The sequence below is a fragment of the Chelatococcus asaccharovorans genome, from assembly GCF_003201475.1.
GTDB classification, from domain to species: Bacteria; Pseudomonadota; Alphaproteobacteria; order Rhizobiales; family Beijerinckiaceae; genus Chelatococcus; species Chelatococcus asaccharovorans.
Map to the genome: position 1 here is coordinate 311,483 of NZ_QJJK01000004.1, position 23,189 is coordinate 334,671.

Here is a 23,189-nt window from a genome sequence, read left to right on the forward strand (position 1 = left end):
GGGCGCCCGGCGCGGGAAAAAACCTGACCTAATCCCTGGCACCCCCGGAAGCCACGCCAGAGAGTATGGTCACGAGGGCCCGGCGACGATGAGCGCCCAGTAGACCTTGTATTTCGAGCCGGGCGCATAGGCCGTCGCGATGCCGAGGCGGGTCGCCTGCGGCGACAGCATGACCCGGTTATGCGCGGGTGAATCGCGCCAACCCGAGAAGGCCTCCGCGAGGGTGTGGTAGCCAGCCGACAGGTTGACGCCGGGTGAATTCAGCCCCTTCATGGCCAATTGCTTGCTGAGTGCCTCGCCGGATGCCGGGCGGTCGGCCCGGGCCATGGAATCGGCGGCCGCTTGAGCCCGTGCGACGAGGCCGGGATCGACGGTGAGCGGCAGCAACCCTTTGTTGCCCCGATAGGCTGAGATCATCTCGGCGGCCATGGCCGCGTCCACGCTGGCGGAAGGCGAGGCCAGCGACTGATAGAAGACCGGCCGGGCGGGGGATGAGGGGCGAGGCGCATCCGTGCTGCAGGCAGCGAGGACGGCAATGGCGCAGAGCGCGGCACCGGCGGGCAGGAGGGATCGCATCATGGCTTCCACCCTCACGTCCATTCGTTAAAGCATTCTTGCCGGAAGGCATTCTTGCGATTCAGCGCGGCGGCAACGCGTCGCGCGCTTTGAGTTCGCGGAGGATCTTGAAGCTGATCTCGCTCTTGATGCGACCCCCAGTCCCCACGTCGGCGACGAAGCCGTGCAGGTCGAAATTGACCGCTTTTTCGCCGAAGTCCGTGAGAAACACCCGCGGCGGCGGATCACGCAGCACTTCGGCATGGCCTGCAGCCAGCGACAGGAGGAGATCGCGGATCTCGTCGGCGTCCGCGGTGTAGCTCACCCCGACCTTGATGGTGAAGCGGCCTGAACGGCCGTTATGCACCCAGTTCTTCACGACGCCCGAAACAAGATTGGAATTCGGCACGATGACGGCCGCCCGGTCGAAGGTCTCGATTTCGGTGGCGCGCACACTGATACGCCGGACATGGCCCTGGTCCGCGCCGATGACCACCCAGTCGCCGACCCGGATGCTGCGCTCCCAGAGCAGGATGAGGCCGGATACGAAATTGTTGACGATCGACTGGAGCCCGAGGCCGATACCGACGCTGAGCGCGCCGGCGACTATGGCGACATTCGAGAGGCTGAGGCCCAGTTGCGACAAGGCGACCATCGCGGCGATGAAGAAGCCGAGATAGCCGAGCGCGGTGGTGATCGAGTTGCGAATGCCGGACTCGAGTTCCGTCGTGGGCAGAAAGGTGCTGGACAGCCAGCGCTGTATGGCCCGAACGGCTCCGAGGATCAGGACGAAGGTCAGTACGGCGATCATGATCGCCGACAGGGAGATGGTCACCTCGCCGATGGTGAAGCCGACAAGTGCTTGGCGCGCGGCGGGTATGATGTCGTTTGATTCGACGCCGAAGGGCGCGAGCACCATCAGGAAGCCGAGCAGCACCAAGGTGACGTTGATGAGCCCCGCCACCAGCACGCTGAATTGCTCCAGCGAGCGGCGGCTGACGCCGATATTCGCGTGAATGGCGGAGGCCATGTGTTTGTCACGCGGGATTGCGCCGATGGTGACCGCAACGAGCTGTATCGCCAGATAGATGATGGCGGCGACCAGGGCAGCCCATATGAGCTGCCGCACGATGAAGCTTGCGAGCGCGACATAGCCGATCGCCACGGCGAACACGACGACCGTGATCGCGGTCCAGCCGGCAATCTTGAGCACGCCCGCAGATCGGTTGGGCGCGACATAGGGGCCGAGCGCGCATTCCTCCTCCTCGTCCGGGCTGCGGAGGCTGTGCAAAGCCGCCAGCGTCGCGATGGCGATCGCGATGAGGAACAGGCATTTGACGAGGATCGCGCTGGGCAGGCTGGCGCTCGTGGCCACAAGCAGCGCCTCGACCGCGACTTCCGCGAGCATGAGGCCCGCGATCGTGGCGATGAAAATCACGAGCTGGCGCGCGGTTGTTTCCTGCATGCCGAACAGGCGCCAGGACGGCAGGTTCGGCGCGAAACACGCATCGGCAAGCGCCCGCGCGCTGGCAACGAATATGAACGCCAGCAACAGGGCCTGCGCGAGATCCTTGATCCGCCCCGGGAGGAGCCCGATGCTGTCCATCGCCACAAACATCAGGCCGAGCGTGATCGCGACGGTCAGGGTTCGGCCCACCGCGATGCCGATCGCGACCAGAACACGCTTGCGCTGCGAGACATCGGTCGCTTCCGGATCACGGCGCGTCAGATGCGGGATAAGCCATTGCCGCAGAACGAACATGCCGATACCGACAAGGAGCGGCAGGACCAGCGCCGCGATACGACCGTCCTGCACGCGCGCGCGGACGATGCTTCCCCAGTCTTGCGCCAGCATACGCAAGGCGCGCAAGTCGGTGGGCATGGCGGCCAGCGCTTCGCTCCATAGCGTCGGGCTGAAGATCCCCGGGGTTCTGGCAAGGACGCGACCACTGAGCTGCTTGCGCCGCGCGTCGGCGATGCTGGCGCGCAACTGCGTGGCCTGCACCTGTAAGGCATTGGCCGCCGCAACGAGGCCCTCCACGCGGGCAAGCCCGGCAATCTGGGCCTCGCGCTCCTCGCGATTCTCGTCGACCGGAGGGGCTGTGGCGCCGGCTACGGCCGCAGGCGGCGGGCCGAGCTGTGCCAGGCGGGCCTTCAGAGCCTCTACGCGCGGGCGCAGCTCCACCTGAAGCGCGGTGATCAGGGTTGATATCGGCTCCAGCGTGTTGCGCAGGTCGACCAATGTGCCGTCGGAGAGATCCTGACGGGTGAGCGCGGCCTCGATATGGTCCAGCTGCAGCTTGGCCTGTTCAAGCCGCGATTGGGCGCTTTCAGCCTGCTGGGCGGGCGCTGCCGGAGATGGCGCCTGTGCCTGCACAGAGCCCGCCACGACGACACTGCCGAGGCCCGCTAGAAGGAGGCCAATGCAGAAGACCATGATCAGGCGCGGCGCCAACGACAACGAACTGGACAGACGCATGCGTGAAGAGCTCCGCGGCGGCTCGCAGGATCAGCTAATGGGCGTCAGGGTTGCCTGCCCGGCGTGGCGAACGCAAGGCCTCTTTGTGACCAATTCGTCGGTGATCGCGTCTTTAGGTTGCATGCCGTGGCTTGACAGTCGCGCTCGGCCCGTTGTCACTCGATAACCTCGGAACGCCCTTCAGCCTATGGGTCGCCATGCATCTCGTCCGTCTCTACCTGCGTGTCCTGTCTGCGTTGGGTGGCGAGGCCAGGCTTGGCGGCCTGCTGATTGTCGCCAATATTGCGCTGGCTCTTGCCCAGTTCGCGGAGCCGCTTCTGTTCGGCCGCATCATTGATCTGCTCTCGCATGCGCAGGGGAGCGGCCAGGCGCCGGATCTGGGTCTCCTCGGCCGCTATACAGCCGCCTGGGTCGGCTTCGGCCTCTTCACGATCGGTGCGGGTGTGTTCGTCGCCCTGCATGCGGATCGCCTCTCGCATCGGCGGCGGCTGGCCGTGATGGCGCAGTTCTTCGAGCATGTGCTGACGCTGCCGCTCGCCTTCCACGGGGCGACGCATTCCGGACGCATGCTGAAGGTGATGCTGGAGGGCGCCAACGGCATGGCGGCCGTCTGGCTCTCGTTCTTCCGTGAGCAGTGCTCCGGTTTCGTGGTGCTTGTCGCGCTCCTGCCGATCTCCATGGTGCTGAACTGGCGGCTCGGCGTCTTGCTGCTCGGCCTCGTGTTCTTCTTCGCCATCGTCACGACCTTCGTGCTGCGGCGCACGGAAACGCTGCAAGGCTCGGTCGAGCGCCACCATTCTGCCTTGGCGGAGCACGCATCGGACGCGCTCGGCAACGTGCCGGTCATCCAGAGCTTCACGCGGGTCGAGGCGGAAGCCCGCGCCCTGCGCGGGACTATCGACGCGCTCCTGGCGGCACAGACACCGGTGTTGTCCTGGTGGGCGCTGGCGACGGTCGCGTCGCGGGCGTCGGCCACGCTGACGGTCCTGGCTATCTTCCTGATGGGCACCTGGCTCAATCTCAACGGCCTGGCGACGCTGGGTGAAGTCGTCGCCTTCATGAGCCTCGCCACCATGCTGATCGGGCGGCTCGAGCAGATCGTCTCCTACATCAACTTCCTGTTTCTGCAGGCGCCGAAGATCAGCGAGTTCTTCACGGTCGCCGATACCGTGCCGACCGTCGCCGACCGCCCGACGGCGCGCGATGCCGGCGTCCTGGCCGGCCATGTCGTCTTCGACAACGTGTCGTTCTCCTACGATGGCAAGCGCGCGGCGCTGGCGGACGTCTCTTTCGAGGTGAAGCCCGGGGAGACGATCGCGCTTGTCGGTTCGACCGGCTCGGGAAAATCGACGACACTCGGGCTCCTCCACCGGGCCTTCGACCCCCAATCCGGGCGCATCCTGATCGACGGCACGGACATCCGCGACTTCACCCTGCTCTCGCTGCGGCGGAACATCGGTGTGGTGTTTCAGGAGCCGATGCTGTTCGCACGCTCCATCGCGGACAATCTCCGGGTCGGAAAACCCAATGCCACGGATGATGAGCTGAACGTGGCGCTGGAGCGCGCCCAGGCGACGGATTTCATCGCGCGGCAGCCTGACGGCATCTATACGCTTGTTGGCGAGCGCGGCCGGACGCTGTCGGGCGGTGAGCGCCAGCGTCTCTCGATTGCCCGCGCGCTTCTGAAGGATCCCCCGATCCTCATCCTCGACGAAGCCACCAGTGCGCTCGATGCGGCCACCGAAGGCAAGCTGCAGGCGGCTCTGGATGAAGTGATGCGGGGACGGACCACCTTTGTCATCGCGCACCGGCTCGCGACTGTTCGCAATGCCGATCGCATCTTCGTGCTCGACGCCGGTCGCATCGTCGAAGGGGGGACCTTTGAGGAGCTCGTCGCGAAGGGCGGCGTCTTCGCAGCCCTCGCCCGCGCGCAGTTTCTGGCGGTGCCCGGGGAGGAGGCGGCGTCTGCGAAAGGCCGTCGGCCGACCGTCCTGCCAGAGGGAGCAGGGCTTGCAGAGACGTAAATCCGCGCGCATTCCGGGCCGGCCGCTCGCCTCATGCTCATCAGCCATGCGCTCCAGGCGGTTGGTTGCACCGGCGACCATCGCTATGAAGAGCATTCAGAAACGGGTGCTCAAATCATGGCTGTCGAAGCCGACACTAGTCAGAATGCCGCGGGAGGGATGAAGCGTAGCGGGGCCGTCATCGGCATCCTGTCGGCGATCAGCCTATCCCATCTTCTGAACGACACGATCCAGTCCCTCGTCCCCGCCATCTATCCCGTGCTCAAGAACGAGTTCCATCTTGATTTCGGGCAGATCGGCCTGATCACACTCGCCTTCAATCTCACCGCCTCGCTGCTGCAGCCGGCGGTCGGGCTCTATACGGACAGGCATCCGCAGCCCTTTTCGCTCGCCGTCGGCATGAGTGTAACGCTGAGCGGCGTGGTCCTGCTGTCGCAGGCCCACAGCTTCTGGATGATCGTGCTTGCGGTGGCGCTCATCGGCACCGGCTCGGCGATCTTCCATCCGGAATCGTCGCGGGTGGCGCGCATGGCCTCCGGCGGCCGCCACGGCTTCGCCCAGTCCTTCTTCCAGGTCGGCGGCAATGTCGGATCGTCGCTTGGGCCGCTGCTCGCCGCCTTCATCGTCCTGCCCTATGGACAGCCCAGCCTCGCCTGGTTCTCGCTGATCGCCGTCACCGGCATCATCGTGCTGATGCGCGTCGGCGTCTGGTATCGCAAGGAGCGCCGCCGCCCGAAGCCCGCGGTTTCGGTGGCCGCAGGCATGGAGGCCGTGTTCAGCCGCGGGACGGTCGCGCGTGCCATTGGCATCCTGATCGTGCTGATCTTCTCGAAGTATTTCTATATGGCGTCGATGGGGAGCTACTACACATTCTTCATCATCGAGAAATTCGGCGTGTCGGTGCGTGATGCGCAGCTCTATCTCTTCGTCTTTCTCGGCGCGGTGGCGCTCGGCACCTTCGTCGGTGGGCCGATGGGCGACCGCTTCGGCCGCAAATACGTGATCTGGTTCTCGATCCTTGGGGTGGTGCCCTTCACGCTCATCCTGCCCCACGTCAATCTGTTCTGGACGGTGGCGTCGAGCGTGGCGATCGGCATCATCCTGGCGTCAGCGTTCTCCAGCATCCTCGTCTATGCGCAGGAGCTGATGCCGGGCAAGGTCGGCACGATTTCGGGCCTCTTCTTCGGCTTTGCCTTCGGCATGGGCGGCCTCGGCGCGGCGGTGCTGGGGCAACTGGCGGACTTGACCAGCATCCGCTTCGTCTTCAACCTCTGTGCCTTCCTGCCGCTACTCGGCATTCTCGCGGCCTTCCTGCCCGATACGCGCAAGAAGACCGCCAAGGTGGTGAAGGATCAATAGAGGGGCTGGACGGTCGCGAAGGCGAAAGGCCCCACGGCGACGCGCCCGTTGGCGATCGTCACGGTGGGCAGGGGCGTCAGGCCATCCGCGGGCTTTGCCGCGCCATCACCCGCCTGGGGGGGCTGGGCCTGACGCGCGCCGAGCCGTGCCAGCCCGCCGGCGATGAGCGAGCCGAGATTGCTGCCCTGGCCACCGATGCCGAAGCGGGCGAGAAGCTGCTCCAGGCCTGCGACGGAGGCGTCGATGGTGCCGGCGGGACGGTGGGCCTCGTCGAGTCCGAGTTCGCCGCGCGCGTCGAGCCGTTGCGCGCCCTTGTCCATGGACAGCCTGAGGATGTGGAGCCGGCCGCCGGCCTGCCGCCAGGTCTCGAGCTCTTGGGCACGGCTTTGCGCGGTGAACGGCCGCGCGTGGCTGACCTTCGCGTCGAGCGCGAGCTTGACGGGCGTCTGGGTCGCGAGAAGGGCGTCGAGGGGCGGAACGACGGCGCCATCGAAGGCCAGCGTGAAATCGTAGGTGTTCTCTTCCGCCGGCCGCGCCGGATCACGCCGCAAATGGGATTCGAAGCTGTTCGCCCGCAGATCGAGAGGCATCACAGCCGACCCCGCGACGGTCAGGGTGGGTTGGTCGATGACCACCGAAACGCGGTCCACGGCGCGACCGACGGCGATGACGCTGGCGTCGAGCAGCTTCCAGTCAAAGGTCAGGTCCGCCGTGCCGTCAGTCTTGGCGATCTTCAGCGGCCCCGTGGCCTCGACGATCACATGCTGCGGCTTGTAGATCTGGGCGACGGCGGCAAGGCGGGGCAGCGATCCGGTGACCGGCCCTTCCGGCGTCGTGCCGGCAAAGGTGAGGTTGCTGCAGGTCATCTCAAAGCGGAAGGGGAAGCCCCCTAAGGCGCGGTCAGGGCAATTCCAGTTGCGGCCTTCCGCCGCCTCGCGGGCCAGCCAGGTGTTGACCGCGGTGTTGACGGCGTTGCGCGCGACGAACCAGAAGACCGACCAGCCGGCCGCAATCGCGAAGAGGAGGGCGACCGGCAAATAGAGTCCGATGCGGCTCCTGCGTTTGATGGTCCCGGACGTATCTGCGGACATGCCGGCCTGATCTCCTGTGCGATGGTATTTTCCGAAGCGTCGAGACTTCTTATCATCATTCATTCGGGCGGGACTGTGTTACATCACCGACCCGCCGGTTCCAATGTGCGCCCGCGAACGGGCGTCCGCAGGCCCGCCGGGCGGGAACGGCAGGCATGGCTGATCGCGGGTTGTGAGACATTCGAAGCTGTGAAAGACGTGGAGCATGGGTGAGGTGGCTGTTCCCGCGAGCCCGGATGTTACGCTGGACGCTGTCGAGGAGACCTCCGGCGATCTCTGGGTGTTCGGCTACGGTTCGCTGATGTGGCGCCCGGGCTTTCCCTTTGTCGAGCAACGTAAAGCCGCCATTCGCGGCTTTCATCGATCGCTGTGCATCTATTCCCACGTCCACCGGGGAACCCACTCGCGGCCGGGTCTCGTGCTTGGGCTCGACCGGGGCGGCTCCTGTCTCGGCATCGCCTTCCGGGTCGCGCAGGCCGATGCCGCGGAAACCATCGCCTATCTGCGCGAACGCGAACAGGCGACCTCGGTCTATATCGAGCGTTATGTCCAGACGATGCTCGGCGCGCGGGAAGCGGTGCGTTCCCTCGTCTATGTCGCGGATCGCAATCACCCGCAATATGCCGGGCGGCTTGAGGAGGCGGAGGTGCTGCGGCTGGTTCGGCAGGGGGTGGGGCAGTCGGGCGCCAACCCGGATTATGTCCGCAACACCCACGCCCATCTCAAGGAGCTCGGCGTGCATGACCCCGTGCTCGCCCGCCTCGTGGCGGGGCTCGACGCTGCGACCTGAGACCAAAGCGCGAAGATTGCTGACGCATCCGCGCTTTGGCGACGCTCAGGCGCCGCGCGGGCTTGGCCAAGGTGCGATGGGTGGAACTCATCGCATTTTGGTCTGAACGATCCTTCCGTCAGGCTACCCCGGCATGGGCGGGGGCGGGCGTGCCGCCGGTTTGCCGGGCCTCGGCAATCAGCCGGTTGGAGGCCTCTTCGATCTCCGCCGCCACCCTGTCGCGGAAGGCCAGGCGCGACAGGCCCGGCGGGATGGGCGGCAGGCACTGGACGATGATGGTGCCGGGACGCTTGATGAACTGCCGGCGGGGCCAGTAGAGACCGGAGTTCAGCGCCACCGGCAGGCAGGGGACGTCGAGCGTATTGTAGAGGTGAACAACGCCATACTTATAGGCTGGCTTTGCTCCTGGCGGCCGGCGCGTCCCCTCCGGGAAAATAATGATCTGGCGGCCCTTGGCGATCTCCTCGCCGACGCGCTTCGCCATGGCGGCCAGCGCAGGCGCCCCTTTGCCGCGATCCACCGGGATCATCCGCGCTTTCAGGGCATACCAGCCGAAGAACGGCAGCCAGGACAGCTCGCGCTTCAGCACGAAGACCGGATCCTTGGCGATGGTAAGGAGCGCGAAGGTCTCCCAGAGCGACTGGTGTTTCGACGCGATGATGCAGCCGCCCGCCGGCATCAGGTCGAGGCCGCGGAATTCGGCCTTCGTGCCCGCGATAACGCGCAACAGCCAGAGGGACGAGCGCGCCCAGTCCCGCACGGCGGCCATCAGCCATGGGCGCGGCAGCGCCAGCAGCGGCAGATAGAGCACGAGGCGTGCGATCAGGTTGGCGTAGAACGCAATGTTGAACAGCAGCGAGCGCAGCACGAGCATGAGAGAGGCCTGACAGTCGGTCCGCAACATGGAGAGGCCATGTTGCGCCGGACGACGCGTGGATCGCCTTCTCATATAGCGGGCTGCGGCTCACCGCCAGATGGGGGCTCCGGCCGGATGGGTATCGCCGTCAGTCGTGCCGGGTTACGAGCGGTCCGCTGATGGCCGGTTCGCGGCCGCCGACGAGGACGGCCATGCGGGAACGCTCGGGATCCCTCTCCACCAGCGTACGCACCGAGGCGGCGAGGTATTTGACATATTCCATGACGAGCAGCCGGGTCGTCGCGGTGTCGCTCCACCAGTGCTCCGTCAGCGAATTCTCGGCAACCACCGCGTAAGGCAGGAGCTTCACGCCGGGCAGCGTATTGCCGAGCTCCACAAGCGTGCGCGGCATGTGGTAATTCGACGTGACGACGATCACCGAGCCGAAATTGTTCTGCTGGGCCCATCGGCGTGCCCCGATGGCATTGCCGATGGTGTTGCGGGCACGATAGTCGAGGTCCACACAGCAATCCACAAGATGGGCGAGCTCGCCGTTGACCGCCACGATCTGTTCGCGGGTCGTCTTGAGATTGACACCGGTGATCAGCATCCGCTTGGCGCGGCCCTGCGAGAGGAGGTCTGTTGCCTCTGCGATGCGCTGCGCGCCGCCGGTGAGCACGACAATGCCATCCGCTCTCGCATTGTCAGGGGTGCGGTAGGCGTCGAGCTGGTGCACGAACGCAAAGAAGCCGCCAACCACCACGGCCAGCACGAGGAGAAATACGCCTATTCCGATCAGCTTCAGCCGCCGTCTGATCGTGAGCGGTTGCCTCTTCGTCGCGATCGCCAATCCATCCGTCATATACGCTCATCCCACGCGCGTTCGGGTGAGGTCATGGCTCCGCGCGCGAATCCCAGAGGTTTCAGGATAATGGCGAATGAGGCAACGCGGGGGCAAGCAGGATCAGCCTTCGGCGCGGCGTTCTTGTACATGACGCTCTTATGATGGTGTTCCTGCACGTCGAAAGCCCTTCACTGCAACCCGGTGAGGTGCCGCCGCACCGTCACGCGCGACACTGCTGCCGTCACCAGGGCGATGATGAGCGCGATAGCGGCGACCGACGCATAGCCCCAGATGCCGATATCGAACATGCCGAACAGGGCCTCCAGCTGGTCTCCACCGGGGCTCGCGCGCCAATAGCGCGCCATCATGCCGCCGAGGATGAGGCACAGGAGGGCTGCGCCGCCGCCGATCAGGCCACCTTTGAGGCCGAGATGCAGGAAACGCCGCTGGTACTCGCGCGCGATGAACCGATCATCGGCGCCGACGAAATGCAGGACCTCCAGGATTTCGCGATTGCTCGCCACCGCGCCACGGGTGGCAGACGCGATGGCAAGAGCCGCCGCGATGAGCACCAGGCCGACGATCGCCAGGGCGCCGAACACAACGGTACCCGCCATGGCCGAGAGCCGGGCGATCCAGGCGCGATGGTCGTCCAGGGTCGTGCCGGGCACGGCAGCGGCAAGCCTGCTGCGGAGCGTGGCGAAGTCTGGCTGGATGCCGGGCTTGACCGTGAGCACGATGAGGCGGGGAATAGGCAGTTCCACGAAATCCAGCGTCGTGCCGAGCCAGGGCGACAAAAGCCGCTCGGCTTCGGCGCGCGAATAGACCGAGACACTGGCGACGGCGACGTCCGCCCTTGCGATATCGGCGGCGGCAGCCACATCCGCCTCGATGTCGCGCTGCGGGTTGGGGCGCACCTGGATGGTGGCCTCGCGCGCGATCGAGGCATTCCATTCCGACGACGCGCTGGCAACGAGCTGGGCCGCGCCGGCGGCCAGCGCCGCGAGAAAGGTGAGGATGGCGATGACCGTGACGAGCGCCCGGCCGGCCGAGGAATCGCTGGGAACGAGCGACTGATTGCGCTTCAACGCTTCGGGCAGCGGGCCAAGCTCTGTATCCGGCGATCCGGCAGGGTGGGAGCTGTCGTCCGCTTGACCGCTTTCGGCAAAGAAGGTCATCGATCCTCAGTCGTAAATGTGAAGCCGGCCTTCGGCGAGGACCAGGCGGCGTGCATCGACCTGGTCCATAAGCCCGAAGTCGTGTGTGGCGATGATGACCGAAGTGCCAAGGCGGTTCAATTCGATGAAAAGGCGCAGCAGGCGCCGGCCGAGATTGGGATCGACATTGCCGGTGGGCTCATCGGCGAGCAGCAACTCCGGCCGGACAATCAAGGCGCGCGCGATCGCCGCACGCTGCTTTTCACCGCCGGAGAGCACGGGCGGCAGCACATGCATGCGTTCGCCGAGCCCGACCCAGCGCAGAAGCTCCACGACTTCCGCGCGGTAGCTCGCCTCCTCCTTGCCCTGCACGCGGAGCGGCAGCGCCACGTTCTCATAGGTCGTCAGATGGTCGAGCAGGCGGAAATCCTGGAAGACCACGCCCATCCGGCGACGCGCGGTGGTCAAAGAGTCCCCGGCGATCTGTGAGACATCCGTTCCGAAGATGCTGATGAGGCCGCGGGTCGGTTTGAGCGACAGGAGGATGAGGCGCAACAGGGTTGTCTTCCCGGCGCCCGACGGGCCGGTGAGAAACTGGAAGGACCGCGGGGCGATCGAGAAGGTGAGGTCCTTCAGGACTTCGGGCCCCATGCCGTAGCGCAGTCCGACGTTATCGAAGCGGACCACTCTTCATCCTCTCCTCCAAAGCCACTCGTTTACACGGGGACGCTGCCGTGGACGTGCGCCCCTGATTCGCCATGCTGGCGCGCTTCCGCGCCGATGCAAGCAATGATTCCACGCCCCTTCCGGCCCGCCCCTGCCTGGCCGCATCTGCCGGGTCGCATCTGCCAAGCCGCATCTGCCGACGCCAGTCCGGTTGGACACTCTCACTTTCGGGGCGCAGGCGCGAGGATCTCTCGCATCATGTTGGCTTACACAAGGATCGCTTGCACCGCGTCATCGGCGCCATTAATCCGAAAATAGGGCTGGTGGCTATCACATGTGCGTGCCGGTGACTATGCTGGCGCACCATTAGGGTTGCTGTCACCATGATCGGGCAGTGACCCTGTCTGAGAAAGAGGGCTATGGTTAACAAAGGATTAGGTGCGGACGACGGCGGCGGCCGCGCGGGCCGGGAACCGCTGGTCGGTCATGATGACACGCCGGCACGGCCAGTCCGCGTGCTCTATGACGCCGATGAGATCGCGCGCCGCAACGCGGAGATCGCCGCGGCGATTGCCGCGTCCGCGCCGCGCGACCTGCTCGTTGTCGCCATCCTCAAGGGCAGCTTCATGTTCGCCGCGGATCTGATCCGCTGCCTGCACCGCGTCGGCCTCGCACCGCAGGTCGAGTTCGTGCATCTGTCGAGCTATCGCAAATCCCTGGTTTCCTCCGGGCAGGTCGACATCCTGAAAGATGTGGATAGCGACGTCCGCAATCGCGATGTCCTTCTCGTGGACGATATCCTGGAGTCCGGACGGACGCTGGCTTTCGCCAAGGATCTCATGGCCGCGCGCGGGGCAAGGCGCGTCATGTGCGCCGTTCTCCTGGAGAAGCCGCACAAGCGGGCTGTCAGCATCGCGGCCGATTTTGTTGGCTTTGCCTGTCCGGACGCCTTCGTGGTGGGTTACGGGATGGACGCAGCCCATTTCTATCGCGAGCTGCCCTTTGTTGGCGTCGTCGAGTCTGCCGAGACCGAGGTTGATTGACCATGGCGCGCATTCTTCTCGTCGATGATGAAGCCGGTGTTCGCGGCCTCCTGAAGCGCGGGCTCGAGCTCGACGGCCATACCGTCGAGACCGGCGAGGATGGACTGGACGGCCTGGAGCGGCTGCAGGCCGCCGGGGGCGCTTTCACTTTGCTGGTGAGCGACATCAGGATGCCGTTGATGGACGGCATCGAACTCGCGGTGGCGGCGAAAGAGGACTATCCGTCCCTGACGATCATGCTGATGACCGGTTTCACCGAGGAGCAGGAGCGTATCAAGGGGCTCGACGATACTGTTGCTGACCTTCTGATCAAGCCGTTCTCGTTGGGTGATTTCCGGGCCGCCGTGCGGCGGGTGCTGGCCGTACCCTAACCGCGCCGATTTGAGGAGCGGCGCTTCAGGCGTTCAGCCACCAGACGCTCGCGTTGAGGACGGTCGCGAAGGAGACCCAGGCGAGGTATGGCACGAGGCACCAGGCGGCAACCGCATCCAGCCGACGGAAGGTCGCGATCGTCGCGACGATCATCGCCAGGAGCGGAATGATCACGACGAGGCCGAGCAGGGGGCTGTGGGCGCCGAAAAAGGCGAATGACCAGAGGGCATTCAGACCAAGCTGTCCATAGAACAGGGCGAGGGCCATGCGCCGGTGACGCATGAACGGCGCCAGCCGCAGGATACGCCAGGCGGCAAAGGCCATCAGAATATAGAGAACGGTCCACACCGGCCCAAACACCGCATTGGGCGGGTTGAAGGATGGCTTCGCGAGGCTTGCATACCAAGGCGTCAGGTTGGGGAATGTGACGTATTGCCCTGCAAGCGAGGCAGCCACGACCGGCAGGATGGCCGCGAGCGCGAGGGACAGTGAACGGCCGAAACCCGATCGAATTGCTGTCGTCATTGCGCTATCCCGCAAGCGAGGAACTGGCGATGGCTGCAGTTGCCGCTGTGCGGCGGATTTTTCCGCCCAGCCACCCGGCCATCAATCCGGGAGTGCGGCCAAAGGTTCCCGCCGCCGGATATGGTGCGCATTGTCCGCCCGGTAGCCGCGGCGCGCCTGCTGGCGGGCTGACCCGCCGTCAGCCCGCAGCGCGCTGCGACGACGCGGTGTCGGCTTGTGGCGCTGCCCTGCCGATCACATCGTCCATGACGCGGAAAGCGGCCTCGATCATGGCTTGGAAGGCCGCGGGCACGGCTTCGGTCGCTATGCTCGGCGAGTCCGTCAGCAACTGTGTGAACCCGCGTGGGGAAATCAGCATATAGCGGGTATAAGGACGGAAGGTGTTGGGGCTCGTCTCGAGGCGGGCCAGATGCTTGTCATCAGCCTTCACAGGCGCCAGCGCCAGCGTCACATTGAGTTCCCCGCGGCGATTGACGAACAGGCCGAGCGCACGGCATATGTCGGCGGCCACGAACCATGGTTCGCCTTGATGGCGTACGATCCGGATCTCCCGGTCGCTTTCCGGCCAGGTGACACGGTGGATAACAGCCTCGGCAAAGCTGTCCATTGTTAGCCTCCGCTCGAATTTGCGTTGGGGGGAACGCTAGAGGACGCTACGCTTGGCGGCGTGGCGCGGCGCGCACGCCACCAAGATTGGCGCGCAACGTAAGTAACGATTATCAATATTCTCGTCTCATCGGTGAGGTTTTTGCGGCAGGGTAACTTTGGGTTGTCGGCAGTTTGGGAAATTTATCCGCATAAGCTCGAATTTCATCGCTTTTTATACTCGTTTTCTGATGATTGTCGTTTGCTTTTGCATATCGGATAACGCTGGCAGACGGAGGCTGCGAGGATGCGGCAGGACGCGATCACGGTTCTCTGCATCGGCGTATCTCTCATGCGCGGCTCGCGATGGCCACGCCGCCAATGGCGACGGCGGCGCCGATGATTTGCATGGCCGTCAGCGTTTCGCCGAATAAAGCGAAGGCCATGAGCGCTGCAACCGGCGGGACAAGAAAGAACAGGGAGGCGACCTGCGCGACAGCGCCGCGGCGGATCAGGACAAGCAGAATCAGGATGGCGCCCACCGACATGCCGAAGACGGCCCAGATGAGGCCCGCCCACAACTGCCAGCTGTTGTCGATGAAACCGGTCTCGAGCATGACCGCTGCCGGCAGTGTCACGATCAGGGCTGCGATGAACTGGATGACGGCGCCTGTCACGAGATGTGCCGGCGACCCGGTGCGTTTCTGCCAGATTGTCCCGAGCGTGATGCAGAGCATGGACGCCAGGGCGACGGTGATCGTGAGGCCCCCGCCTGCGACGTTGAGATTGGGGATGATCACGAAGACGACGCCGAGAAGGCCCAGTCCGATGCCGACCCAGCGGCGCCTGGTGACTGTCTCGCCGAGAAGGGGCCCGGCAAGCGCCGCCGTGACAACCGGTTGCAAACTCATGATCAGGGCGACGACCCCGGCCCCCAACCCGTGGCGGACGCTCCAGAACACTCCGCCGAGATAAAGCCCCTGCAGCAGAACGCCCGCAACGAGCGCGTCGAACCACCCGCGCAGGGTTCGCGGCCAGGCCTCGCGCAGCACCGTGGCGATAGCCGTCAGCGCCGCGATGCTCAGTGCATAGCGGGCAACCAGGAAAGTGAAGGGTTCGGCGTGGGGTGCGACGAGCCTTGCCACAATGAAACCGGTGGCCCAGATCACCACAAAGATGGCAGGGGCGGCCCGCGAAAAAAGGGTGGAATTGGCCTGATCCAACGAACGCGCGCCCGAGATTTCAATGGGACCCCCCATGCAAGCAGGCCCAAGCTAGACAGCGAACCAAACACGGACGGAACCGGCGAGCAATGCGCAAAATGCATGGGCATCATGCGCATATTGCATGGCAACTGCTCAGGGCAACTGCGTGGCTCCGCGCCGCGTCGGGATCAGCGCGTCGCAGTCAGCATGTAGTTGACGCCGAGATCGCCCGACAGGCGCCAGGAGGCGCTCAGGGGATTGTAGACGACACCCTTGCGGTCGTTGACGGTGAAGCCCGCGGCTGCCACCGCCTCCGTGAGTTCGTCGGGCGTCACGAATTTCTCCCAGTCGTGGGTGCCGCGCGGGAGCCAGCGCAGGAGATACTCGGCGCCGACGATGGCCAGCGCGAAGGAGCGCAAGGTACGGTTGAGAGTGGACAAGATGACGATGCCGTCCTGTCCGGCGACGGCGCAGGCCGCCTTCACGAATACCGCCACATCGGCGACGTGCTCCACCACTTCCATGGCGGTGACAACATCGAAGCGTTCTCCGCGCGCCGCAACAGCCTCGATGGTCTCGGTGCGGTAGTCGATGGAAAGGCCGCTCTCCTCGGCATGCCGTCGCGCGGCGGCGGCCATCCCGGCCGCCGGTTCGAGGCCCGTCACATCTGCGCCGAGGCGGGCGAGAGGCTCCGCAAGGAGGCCCCCGCCCGCGCCGATATCAAGAAGAGCGAGGCCGGACAAGGGTTTCGGCGCCCGGATCGACCGGCCGAAATGGGCTGCCACCGCGTCGCGGATATAGGCGAGGCGCAATGGATTGATCTGGTGCAGCGGGCGCATCGGCCCGTTCGGGTCCCACCAACTGTCGGCGAGCTTGTCGAAGCGTGCGACTTCCGCGGGGTCGACCGTCTGGCCTGCCTGCGCGGCCGCATCTTTCGGCGCTTCATCCCTCGGCGCTATCATGAACTCTCCATAAGGCCTTTTGCCTGCTTTCCTTCAGCCAAAGCTACCACGCCATGGTTGCAAATTGCCGCCCGCGTTGACAGCGGCGGGTGAGGTCGTCATGTATACGCGCCTTTTGCCGGGCGGCCATAGCGGGCCGGCGGCGCGGGGCATCGCCAAGGTTCCTATCGACATCGAAGTTGCAGATCCCGTCATGGCTCGCCTTGTAATGAAATTCGGCGGCACGTCCGTCGCGAACGTCGATCGCATCCGCAATGTCGCCCGCCATGTCAAACGCGAGGCCGACGCCGGACATGATGTCGCTGTCGTCGTATCGGCCATGTCGGGGAAAACCAATGAACTCGTTGGCTGGTGCCGCGAGGCGGCGCCACTCCACGACGCCCGGGAATACGACGCCGTCGTCGCGTCCGGCGAGCAGGTCACGGCCGGACTTCTTGCCATCGTCCTGCAGGAGATGGGCATTCAGGCCCGCTCCTGGATGGGCTGGCAGGTGCCCATTCTGACGGATGGCGCCCACGGCGTCGCGCGCATCACCGGCATCGACGGCTCCGGTATCATCCGCCATTTCGAGGAGCGGAAGGAAGTGGCGGTCGTCGCCGGGTTCCAGGGCATGCATGAGCCCACCCGCCGCATCTCGACACTCGGGCGCGGCGGCTCGGATACGAGCGCGGTGGCCCTGACCGCCGCCATCGGGGCGGATCGCTGCGACATCTACACGGACGTGGATGGGGTCTACACGACCGATCCGCGAATCGTACCGCATGCGCGCCGGCTCGACCGGGTGTCATTCGAGGAAATGCTGGAACTCGCGTCCCTGGGCGCGAAGGTCCTGCAGGTCCGTTCGGTGGAACTTGCCATGACCCAGAAGGTCAGGACATTCGTTCGTTCGAGCTTCGATGATCCCTTGGATCCGAAGCCCGGCACGCTCATCTGCGATGAGGAGGATATCTTGGAGAACAATGTGATCACGGGCATCGCCTATTCCAAGGACGAGGCCCAGATCACCTTGCGGCGCGTGGCCGACAAGCCCGGCGTCGCGGCGGCGATCTTTGTGCCAATGGCCGAGGCCAACATCAATGTGGACATGATCATCCAGGTGGTTTCAGACGATACCACGACGACGGACATCACGTTCACCGTGGGCTCGGCGGACTTCGAGCGCGCCAAGGCTATCCTGGAGTCCTCACGCGACAAGATCGGCTTCGCGACGCTCGAAGGCGCGACCGACGTCGTCAAGGTCTCCGCCATCGGTATCGGCATGCGCAGCCACGCGGGCGTCGCGGCTCGCGCGTTCCAGGCGCTGGCCGAGAAGGGCATCAACATCCGCGCGATCACCACATCCGAGATCAAATTCTCGGTGCTGATCGATTCGGCCTATACGGAGCTCGCGGTTCGCACGCTCCATTCGCTCTACGGCCTCGATAAGCCGCAGTAGCGGTTCATCTGCGCCGGCGCGTGCCCGCGGTTCCTGCGCGTACCAGGGCCTGCCTGTCCCAAGGGTCTTGTTGCAAGTCGTCCCTGGGCCAGGCCGCCGGGATAAGGGCGGTCCCCAGCACCGGACATCGGGCTGCAGGTGCTGAGCGAAAGGAAAGGCAGGCCGGTCGACACCTGCCACATCCTGTCCATGTTTAAGCAATACGCCGCGCGTGGCCCGGGAGAATCGATACGCCTGAAACCGTCGATTCGCGCTTGGGCCATCGCTTCGATTGGCTTATCAAGCCTGAAAGAGTATGCGATTCTCGGATAAGTGCGGCGTTCCTACAGAGAGAGAGTCGGGCGTCTCATTGCGTCGGAGCATTTGTCGCTCTAGCTTTTCCGGCAGATGGGACGAGGTCGTTTCGGCAGGGAGATGTCGGGCTTTGCTCGCCCGGAGCCGGGTCTCAGGTGGCAGTGATGCGCTAATATGCGCACCATGGGTTGCGGGGGCGCAAACTCGTTGGCTATACCAACGGTCTATTGGCGCGCCACGTACCGGCGGAGCGGTTTCGCCGGCGCGGTTGGCCGTTAGCTGGCCCGCTTCGTGCGGGACGTTCAACGGGAACAGGTTGATGCGAGGCGCTCCTGGTGGCCCGCGCGTCCTGTTGCGTCGTCTCCGCGAGGTCATGGCGGAGCCGGTCAGCGCGCAGGACAGGCTCGACCGCATCGTCGTTTTGATCGCGGCCAACATGGTCGCGGAAGTCTGTTCCGTCTACGTCATGCGTACGGACGGAACGCTCGAGCTCTATGCGACCGAGGGCCTGAAACGCGAAGCCGTCCATCTCACGACGATGAGTTCGGGTGAAGGCCTCGTCGGCCTGATCGCGCGGGAGGCGGAGCCGCTCGCCCTGTCGGATGCGCAGGTGCATCCCTCCTATTCCTACAAGCCTGAGACGGGCGAAGAGATCTACCACGCCTTTCTTGGCGTGCCGATTCTGCGTGCCGGCAATACGCTCGGCGTGCTCGTGGTGCAGAACAAGACGCATCGCGTCTACCACGAGGAGGAGATCGAGGCGCTGCAGATCACGGCGATGATCATCGCCGAGATGATCGCCTCCGGTGAGTTGCAGGCGCTCGCGCGCCCAGGCGCCGACATCGCCATCCGCCGCTCCTTCCACCAGCGCGGGGTGGCGCTGGCCGACGGTGTTGGGCTTGGCCATGTCGTGCTGCACGAGCCGCGCGTCGTCGTGAAGGATCTCATTGCCGAGAACGTCGAAGGCGAGGTGAAGCGCCTCGACGACGCGATCGCCGAGATGCGCGCCGATATCGACCGCCTCCTCGAGCGTGGGGATGTGGCCCACCACGGCGAGCACCGCGATGTGCTCGAGACCGTGCGCATGTTCGCCAATGACAAGGGCTGGATTCGCCGGATCCGCGAGGCGGTGACGACCGGCCTTACGGCGGAGGCGGCGGTCGAGCGCATCCAGTCGGACACGCGCGCCAAGATCCTGCGCCAGACGGATCCCTATCTGCGCGAGCGCCTGCACGATCTCGAGGATCTGGCCGACCGTCTGCTCCATGTGCTGGCGGGCGCCAAACGCGGCGCAGCGCGCGAGGATCTGCCGGACAATGCCATTCTCGTGGCGCGTTCGATGGGGCCGGCCGCGCTGCTCGACTATGACCGCGGCCGGCTGCGCGGCCTGGTGCTGGAGGAAGGCGGGCCATCGAGCCACATCGCCATCGTCGCGCGGGCGCTCGGCATCCCTGCGGTCAGCCGCGTCGAAGGTATTGCCGGCCTTGTCGAGGCCGGCGATGCCATCATCGTCGATGGCGGCGTCGGCGATGTTCAGATCAGGCCCGCGCCGGATATCGAGGCGGCCTATGCCGAAAAGGCAAGGCTGCGCGCAAGGCGGCAGGAGCAGTATCGCAGCCTGCGCGGCATCCCGGCGATAACCCGGGATGGCACGGCCATTACCTTGCAGCTCAATGCGGGCCTGCTCGTCGATATGCCCAATATCGTCGATACGGGCGCGAGCGGGATCGGGCTGTTTCGCACCGAGCTCCAGTTCATGGTGTCGGAGCGCATGCCCTCCACAAGCGAGCAGCAGACGCTCTATCAGCAGGTTCTGATCGAGGCGGGCGGCGCGCCGGTCACCTTCCGTACGCTCGACATCGGCGGCGACAAGATCCTGCCCTATATGCAGGCCGCGGAAGAGGAAAACCCGGCGCTCGGCTGGCGGGCCATCCGTATCGGGCTCGACCGGCCGGGTCTGCTGCGTTCGCAGTTGCGCGCGCTCTTGAAGGCGAGCTCCGGCTACCACCTGCGAATCATGTTCCCGATGGTCGCGACCGTGGAGGAGTTCCTGCGCGCCAAATCCATGGTCGGCCGCGAGCAGGCCTATCTCAGGAAATACGGGCATCCGGAGCCCGAATCGGTTTCGCTGGGGGTGATGGTGGAAGTGCCGTCGCTGTTGTTCCAGCTCGATGAAATCGCCAGCCATGCGGATTTTCTGTCGGTCGGATCGAACGACCTGCTGCAGTTCCTCTTCGCGGCGGACCGCGACAACAAGCAGGTCTCGGATCGTTTTGATCCGCTCAGCGCCCCTGCCTTGCGGGCCCTGCGGGCTATTGCCGATGCGGCGGCGCGCCATGGTTGCCCGGTGACGCTCTGCGGCGAGATCGGTGGTCGCCCGCTTGAGGCGATGGCGCTGATCGGCATTGGCTACCGGGCCTTTTCCATGACGCCTGCGTCCATCGGTCCGGTGAAGGCGATGCTGCTCGAGCTCAATGTGACGGAGCTCGCGAACACCATGAGCACGCTGCTCGGATCGAGCGAGAAGGGCAGCCTTCGCCCGGCTCTTGCGGCCTTCGCGGCGGCGCATGGCCTGCCGGTGCAGTGAAGCGCTTCGGGCAGGGCGCGAAAAACCACTGGCATAAAGGCCGCGTCGCGCTTATGTGCCCTTCCTCATGATCCAGTCCAGCATGATGGTTCCCCAGGACAAGCTCGCGGCTATCCTGCAGCGGCACGATATTCTCACGGCCACGCTCGCCGAGGGCGGGGACGCGGAGGATTTCGTGGCCTTGTCGCGCGAGTTGTCGGAGCTTGACCCGGTGGTTGCGGCGATCCGAGCCTTCCAGGCGGCCGCCCGTAATGCCGAGGATATCGAGACCCTCTTGAACGATCCGGCCACGGATGCGGAGATGCGCAGCCTCGCCGAGGAGGAGAGGGCGAATGCGGCGGCGGCGGCGGAAGCGGCGGCGCTGGCCTTGCGCCTTCTGCTGATCCCGAAGGACGAGGCGGACGAGAAAAGCGCCATCCTCGAGGTGCGCGCGGGAACAGGCGGCGATGAGGCCGCTCTCTTTGCCGGCGATCTCTTCCGGATGTATTCCCGCTATGCCGACCTGAAGGGCTGGAAGGTCGAGGTTCTCTCCGAAAGCGAGGGAACTGTCGGCGGTTACAAGGAAGTGATTGCGGAAATCCGGGGGCGCGGCGTCTTCGCCCGGCTGAAGTTCGAGTCCGGGGTCCATCGTGTCCAGCGCGTGCCGGACACCGAGACCTCGGGGCGGATCCATACCTCGGCGGCGACGGTTGCCGTGCTGCCGGAGGCCGAGGACGTCGATATCGCCATCGATGAAAGCGATCTCAAGATCGATACCATGCGGGCCCAGGGCGCCGGCGGCCAGCACGTCAACAAGACGGAATCGGCCGTGCGCATCACGCATATCCCGACCGGTATCGCGGTGCTGGTGCAGGACGAGCGCTCGCAGCATCGCAACCGCGCGAAGGCGATGAGCGTGTTGCGCTCGCGGCTCTATGACATCCAGCGCCAGCAGAAGGATGCGGCCCGTGCAGCCGACCGGCGGGCGCAGGTTGGCTCAGGCGATCGTTCGGAGCGCATCCGGACCTATAATTTCCCGCAGGGGCGGGTGACCGATCATCGCATCGGCCTCACCCTCTACAAGCTCGACGAGATGATGATGGGGACGGCCATGGATGAGGTCGTCGATGCCCTGACCACCGCACATCAGGCGGCCTTGCTGGCCGAAGGGGAATGACTGCGGCGTCCTTGCCAGTGGACCAGTGGATAACCCCTGCGACAACGCGCGGGGAGGCACGGCGTCTTGTGGCGGATGCCTTTGCGGCGGCGCGGCTCGATACGCCGGCCCTCGACGCGCGGGTGCTGCTGTGCAAGGCGCTTGATATTGCTGCCATCGATCTGGCGACAGAGCCGGACGTGGCGATAGGGCCGGCCGCGGCGGCGCTTGCCGACATGGTGGCGCGGCGCCTCCGGAGGGAACCGGTGGCGCGCATCTGCGGCCGCCAGGAATTCTGGGGGTTGCCCTTCACCCTGTCCGCGGCCACGCTCGTGCCGCGCCCTGACACCGAAACGCTGGTGGAGGCCGCGCTCAAGGCCATGCGCGACGAGGGAAGGGCCGGCAGCCGGCTGCGCATCCTCGATCTCGGCACCGGCAGTGGCTGTATCCTGATCGCCCTTCTGAGCGAACTGCCGGCGGCCACGGGTGTCGGCATAGACCTTTCGCCCGAAGCCGCACGCATGGCGCGCGACAACGCCGCGATGAACGGGGTTGGAGAGCGCGCTTCGTTCCTGGTGGGCGACTGGGCCGCGGCCGTCAAGGCCCCGTTCGACCTGATCGTATCCAATCCACCCTATATCGGGACGGGTGACATCGAGGCCCTTGCGCCCGACGTGAAGCTCTACGATCCGCGGCTCGCCCTCGATGGTGGGCCTGACGGGCTTGCGGCTTATTGGCGCGTCGGCGCCGAAGCATGGCGCCTGCTGCGGCCGGGCGGGCACTTATTCGTGGAGGTCGGGGCCGGACAGGCCGGGGATGTTGGCCGCCTGTTTGCGCAGCACGGGCTTGAGGACTGGGTCGCGATACGGGATCTTGCCGGAATCGAGCGTGTCATTCACGCAACACACCGTCACGATGCAGGCGATATGCACCAATCGCCGTGAGGGTGGCCTTGCAAAAATGGCTTGGCTGAATAGGGTAAAGACGTTAGTGTGGCTTTTAGGAATTGCGCTTAGCGGCAAAAGATAAAGGGTCATGCGATCCTATCGGATCCGCAAGGAGTAGACCTCCGCGAGAAGTGCGAATCAAATCTCCGGTGCGGTGAATGGCGGGCAGTCTTAATGCTGCGCGCAGACCTTGGGTCGAACAATTCGTCGCCGGTGAGGCCTTGTCGTATCACCTTGGGATCGGCATCCGCAATATGAACACAAGGGTGGCTGACTGC

20 protein-coding genes are annotated in these 23,189 nt (G+C 65.2%); 9 read left to right on the forward strand and 11 right to left on the reverse strand.

Annotated elements, in window-relative coordinates:
* Positions 1–69: 69 nt before the first annotated feature.
* Both C7450_RS11385 and C7450_RS11390 read right to left on the reverse strand, forming a co-directional pair.
* Positions 70–579 (reverse strand): CAP domain-containing protein, encoded by a 510-nt coding sequence (locus C7450_RS11385; protein WP_342588505.1) that lies wholly within the window; start codon positions 577–579, stop codon positions 70–72.
* A gap of 58 nt (positions 580–637) precedes the next feature.
* Entirely contained in the window at positions 638–3,034 is a 2,397-nt protein-coding gene (locus tag C7450_RS11390) for a DUF3772 domain-containing protein (RefSeq protein WP_110374563.1), read from the reverse strand.
* Positions 3,035–3,231: 197 nt separating this feature from the next.
* Between C7450_RS11390 and C7450_RS11395 the strand changes: the two genes are divergently transcribed.
* Both C7450_RS11395 and C7450_RS11400 read left to right on the forward strand, forming a co-directional pair.
* Positions 3,232–5,058, forward strand: coding sequence for a glucan ABC transporter ATP-binding protein/ permease (locus C7450_RS11395; protein ID WP_110374564.1), 1,827 nt, complete (start codon positions 3,232–3,234; stop codon positions 5,056–5,058).
* Positions 5,059–5,217: 159 nt separating this feature from the next.
* A complete protein-coding gene (locus C7450_RS11400) occupies positions 5,218–6,417 on the forward strand; it encodes an MFS transporter (RefSeq protein ID WP_110374726.1) in 1,200 nt (399 codons plus the stop codon).
* Here the strand turns inward: C7450_RS11400 and C7450_RS11405 are convergent.
* Positions 6,411–7,508, reverse strand: coding sequence for a DUF2125 domain-containing protein (locus tag C7450_RS11405; RefSeq protein ID WP_170147210.1), 1,098 nt, complete (start codon positions 7,506–7,508; stop codon positions 6,411–6,413). The genes C7450_RS11400 and C7450_RS11405 overlap by 7 nt on opposite strands.
* A 205-nt stretch (positions 7,509–7,713) precedes the next feature.
* On the opposite strand from C7450_RS11405, the gene C7450_RS11410 reads away from it, so the two are divergent.
* The gene (locus tag C7450_RS11410) at positions 7,714–8,298 is read left to right on the forward strand and encodes a gamma-glutamylcyclotransferase (protein ID WP_110374566.1); all 585 of its coding nucleotides are present in this window, start codon (positions 7,714–7,716) and stop codon (positions 8,296–8,298) included.
* A 118-nt stretch (positions 8,299–8,416) separates the two neighbouring features.
* On the opposite strand, the gene C7450_RS11415 is transcribed toward C7450_RS11410, so the two are convergent.
* The 4 genes from C7450_RS11415 to ftsE all read right to left on the reverse strand — a co-directional run bounded on the left by C7450_RS11415 (position 8,417) and on the right by ftsE (position 11,842).
* Entirely contained in the window at positions 8,417–9,172 is a 756-nt protein-coding gene (locus tag C7450_RS11415; RefSeq protein WP_110374567.1) for a lysophospholipid acyltransferase family protein, read from the reverse strand.
* Between the two features lie 130 nt (positions 9,173–9,302).
* On the reverse strand, positions 9,303–10,016 hold the full coding sequence (locus C7450_RS11420) for a YdcF family protein (protein WP_110374568.1): 714 nt from the start codon (positions 10,014–10,016) through the stop codon (positions 9,303–9,305).
* Positions 10,017–10,186: 170 nt separating this feature from the next.
* Positions 10,187–11,176 carry a cell division protein FtsX gene (locus tag C7450_RS11425; protein ID WP_110374569.1) on the reverse strand — a complete coding sequence of 330 codons (990 nt, stop codon included), beginning with the start codon at positions 11,174–11,176 and terminating at the stop codon, positions 10,187–10,189.
* 6 nt (positions 11,177–11,182) lie between these two features.
* Positions 11,183–11,842, reverse strand: coding sequence for a cell division ATP-binding protein FtsE (gene ftsE, locus C7450_RS11430; protein WP_110374570.1), 660 nt, complete (start codon positions 11,840–11,842; stop codon positions 11,183–11,185).
* A gap of 398 nt (positions 11,843–12,240) precedes the next feature.
* On the opposite strand from ftsE, the gene hpt reads away from it, so the two are divergent.
* Positions 12,241–12,864 carry a hypoxanthine phosphoribosyltransferase gene (gene hpt / locus C7450_RS11435; protein ID WP_110374571.1) on the forward strand — a complete coding sequence of 208 codons (624 nt, stop codon included), beginning with the start codon at positions 12,241–12,243 and terminating at the stop codon, positions 12,862–12,864.
* A gap of 2 nt (positions 12,865–12,866) precedes the next feature.
* Positions 12,867–13,235 carry a response regulator gene (locus C7450_RS11440; protein WP_110374572.1) on the forward strand — a complete coding sequence of 123 codons (369 nt, stop codon included), beginning with the start codon at positions 12,867–12,869 and terminating at the stop codon, positions 13,233–13,235.
* A gap of 25 nt (positions 13,236–13,260) precedes the next feature.
* Here the strand turns inward: C7450_RS11440 and C7450_RS11445 are convergent, their stop codons facing one another.
* The 4 genes from C7450_RS11445 to ubiG form a co-directional block, all read right to left on the reverse strand.
* Positions 13,261–13,761 carry a TspO/MBR family protein gene (locus C7450_RS11445; RefSeq protein ID WP_110374573.1) on the reverse strand — a complete coding sequence of 167 codons (501 nt, stop codon included), beginning with the start codon at positions 13,759–13,761 and terminating at the stop codon, positions 13,261–13,263.
* Between the two features lie 178 nt (positions 13,762–13,939).
* A complete protein-coding gene (locus tag C7450_RS11450) occupies positions 13,940–14,368 on the reverse strand; it encodes a BRO-N domain-containing protein (protein ID WP_110374574.1) in 429 nt (142 codons plus the stop codon).
* 328 nt (positions 14,369–14,696) lie between these two features.
* Positions 14,697–15,605: a DMT family transporter gene (locus C7450_RS11455; protein WP_110374575.1), complete on the reverse strand. Its 909-nt coding sequence runs from the start codon at positions 15,603–15,605 to the stop codon at positions 14,697–14,699.
* A 134-nt stretch (positions 15,606–15,739) separates the two neighbouring features.
* On the reverse strand, positions 15,740–16,513 hold the full coding sequence (ubiG, locus tag C7450_RS11460; RefSeq protein ID WP_110374576.1) for a bifunctional 2-polyprenyl-6-hydroxyphenol methylase/3-demethylubiquinol 3-O-methyltransferase UbiG: 774 nt from the start codon (positions 16,511–16,513) through the stop codon (positions 15,740–15,742).
* 193 nt (positions 16,514–16,706) lie between these two features.
* Between ubiG and C7450_RS11465 the strand changes: the two genes are divergently transcribed.
* The 4 genes from C7450_RS11465 to prmC all read left to right on the forward strand — a co-directional run bounded on the left by C7450_RS11465 (position 16,707) and on the right by prmC (position 22,908).
* Positions 16,707–17,948: an aspartate kinase gene (locus tag C7450_RS11465; RefSeq protein WP_110374727.1), complete on the forward strand. Its 1,242-nt coding sequence runs from the start codon at positions 16,707–16,709 to the stop codon at positions 17,946–17,948.
* A 613-nt stretch (positions 17,949–18,561) separates the two neighbouring features.
* Positions 18,562–20,829 (forward strand): phosphoenolpyruvate--protein phosphotransferase, encoded by a 2,268-nt coding sequence (ptsP, locus tag C7450_RS11470; protein WP_110374577.1) that lies wholly within the window; start codon positions 18,562–18,564, stop codon positions 20,827–20,829.
* An 85-nt stretch (positions 20,830–20,914) separates the two neighbouring features.
* Entirely contained in the window at positions 20,915–21,985 is a 1,071-nt protein-coding gene (gene prfA, locus C7450_RS11475; RefSeq protein ID WP_425351184.1) for a peptide chain release factor 1, read from the forward strand.
* Positions 21,982–22,908, forward strand: coding sequence for a peptide chain release factor N(5)-glutamine methyltransferase (gene prmC / locus C7450_RS11480; RefSeq protein WP_110374578.1), 927 nt, complete (start codon positions 21,982–21,984; stop codon positions 22,906–22,908). Before prfA ends, prmC begins: the two co-directional genes overlap by 4 nt.
* Positions 22,909–23,189: the final 281 nt, after the last annotated feature.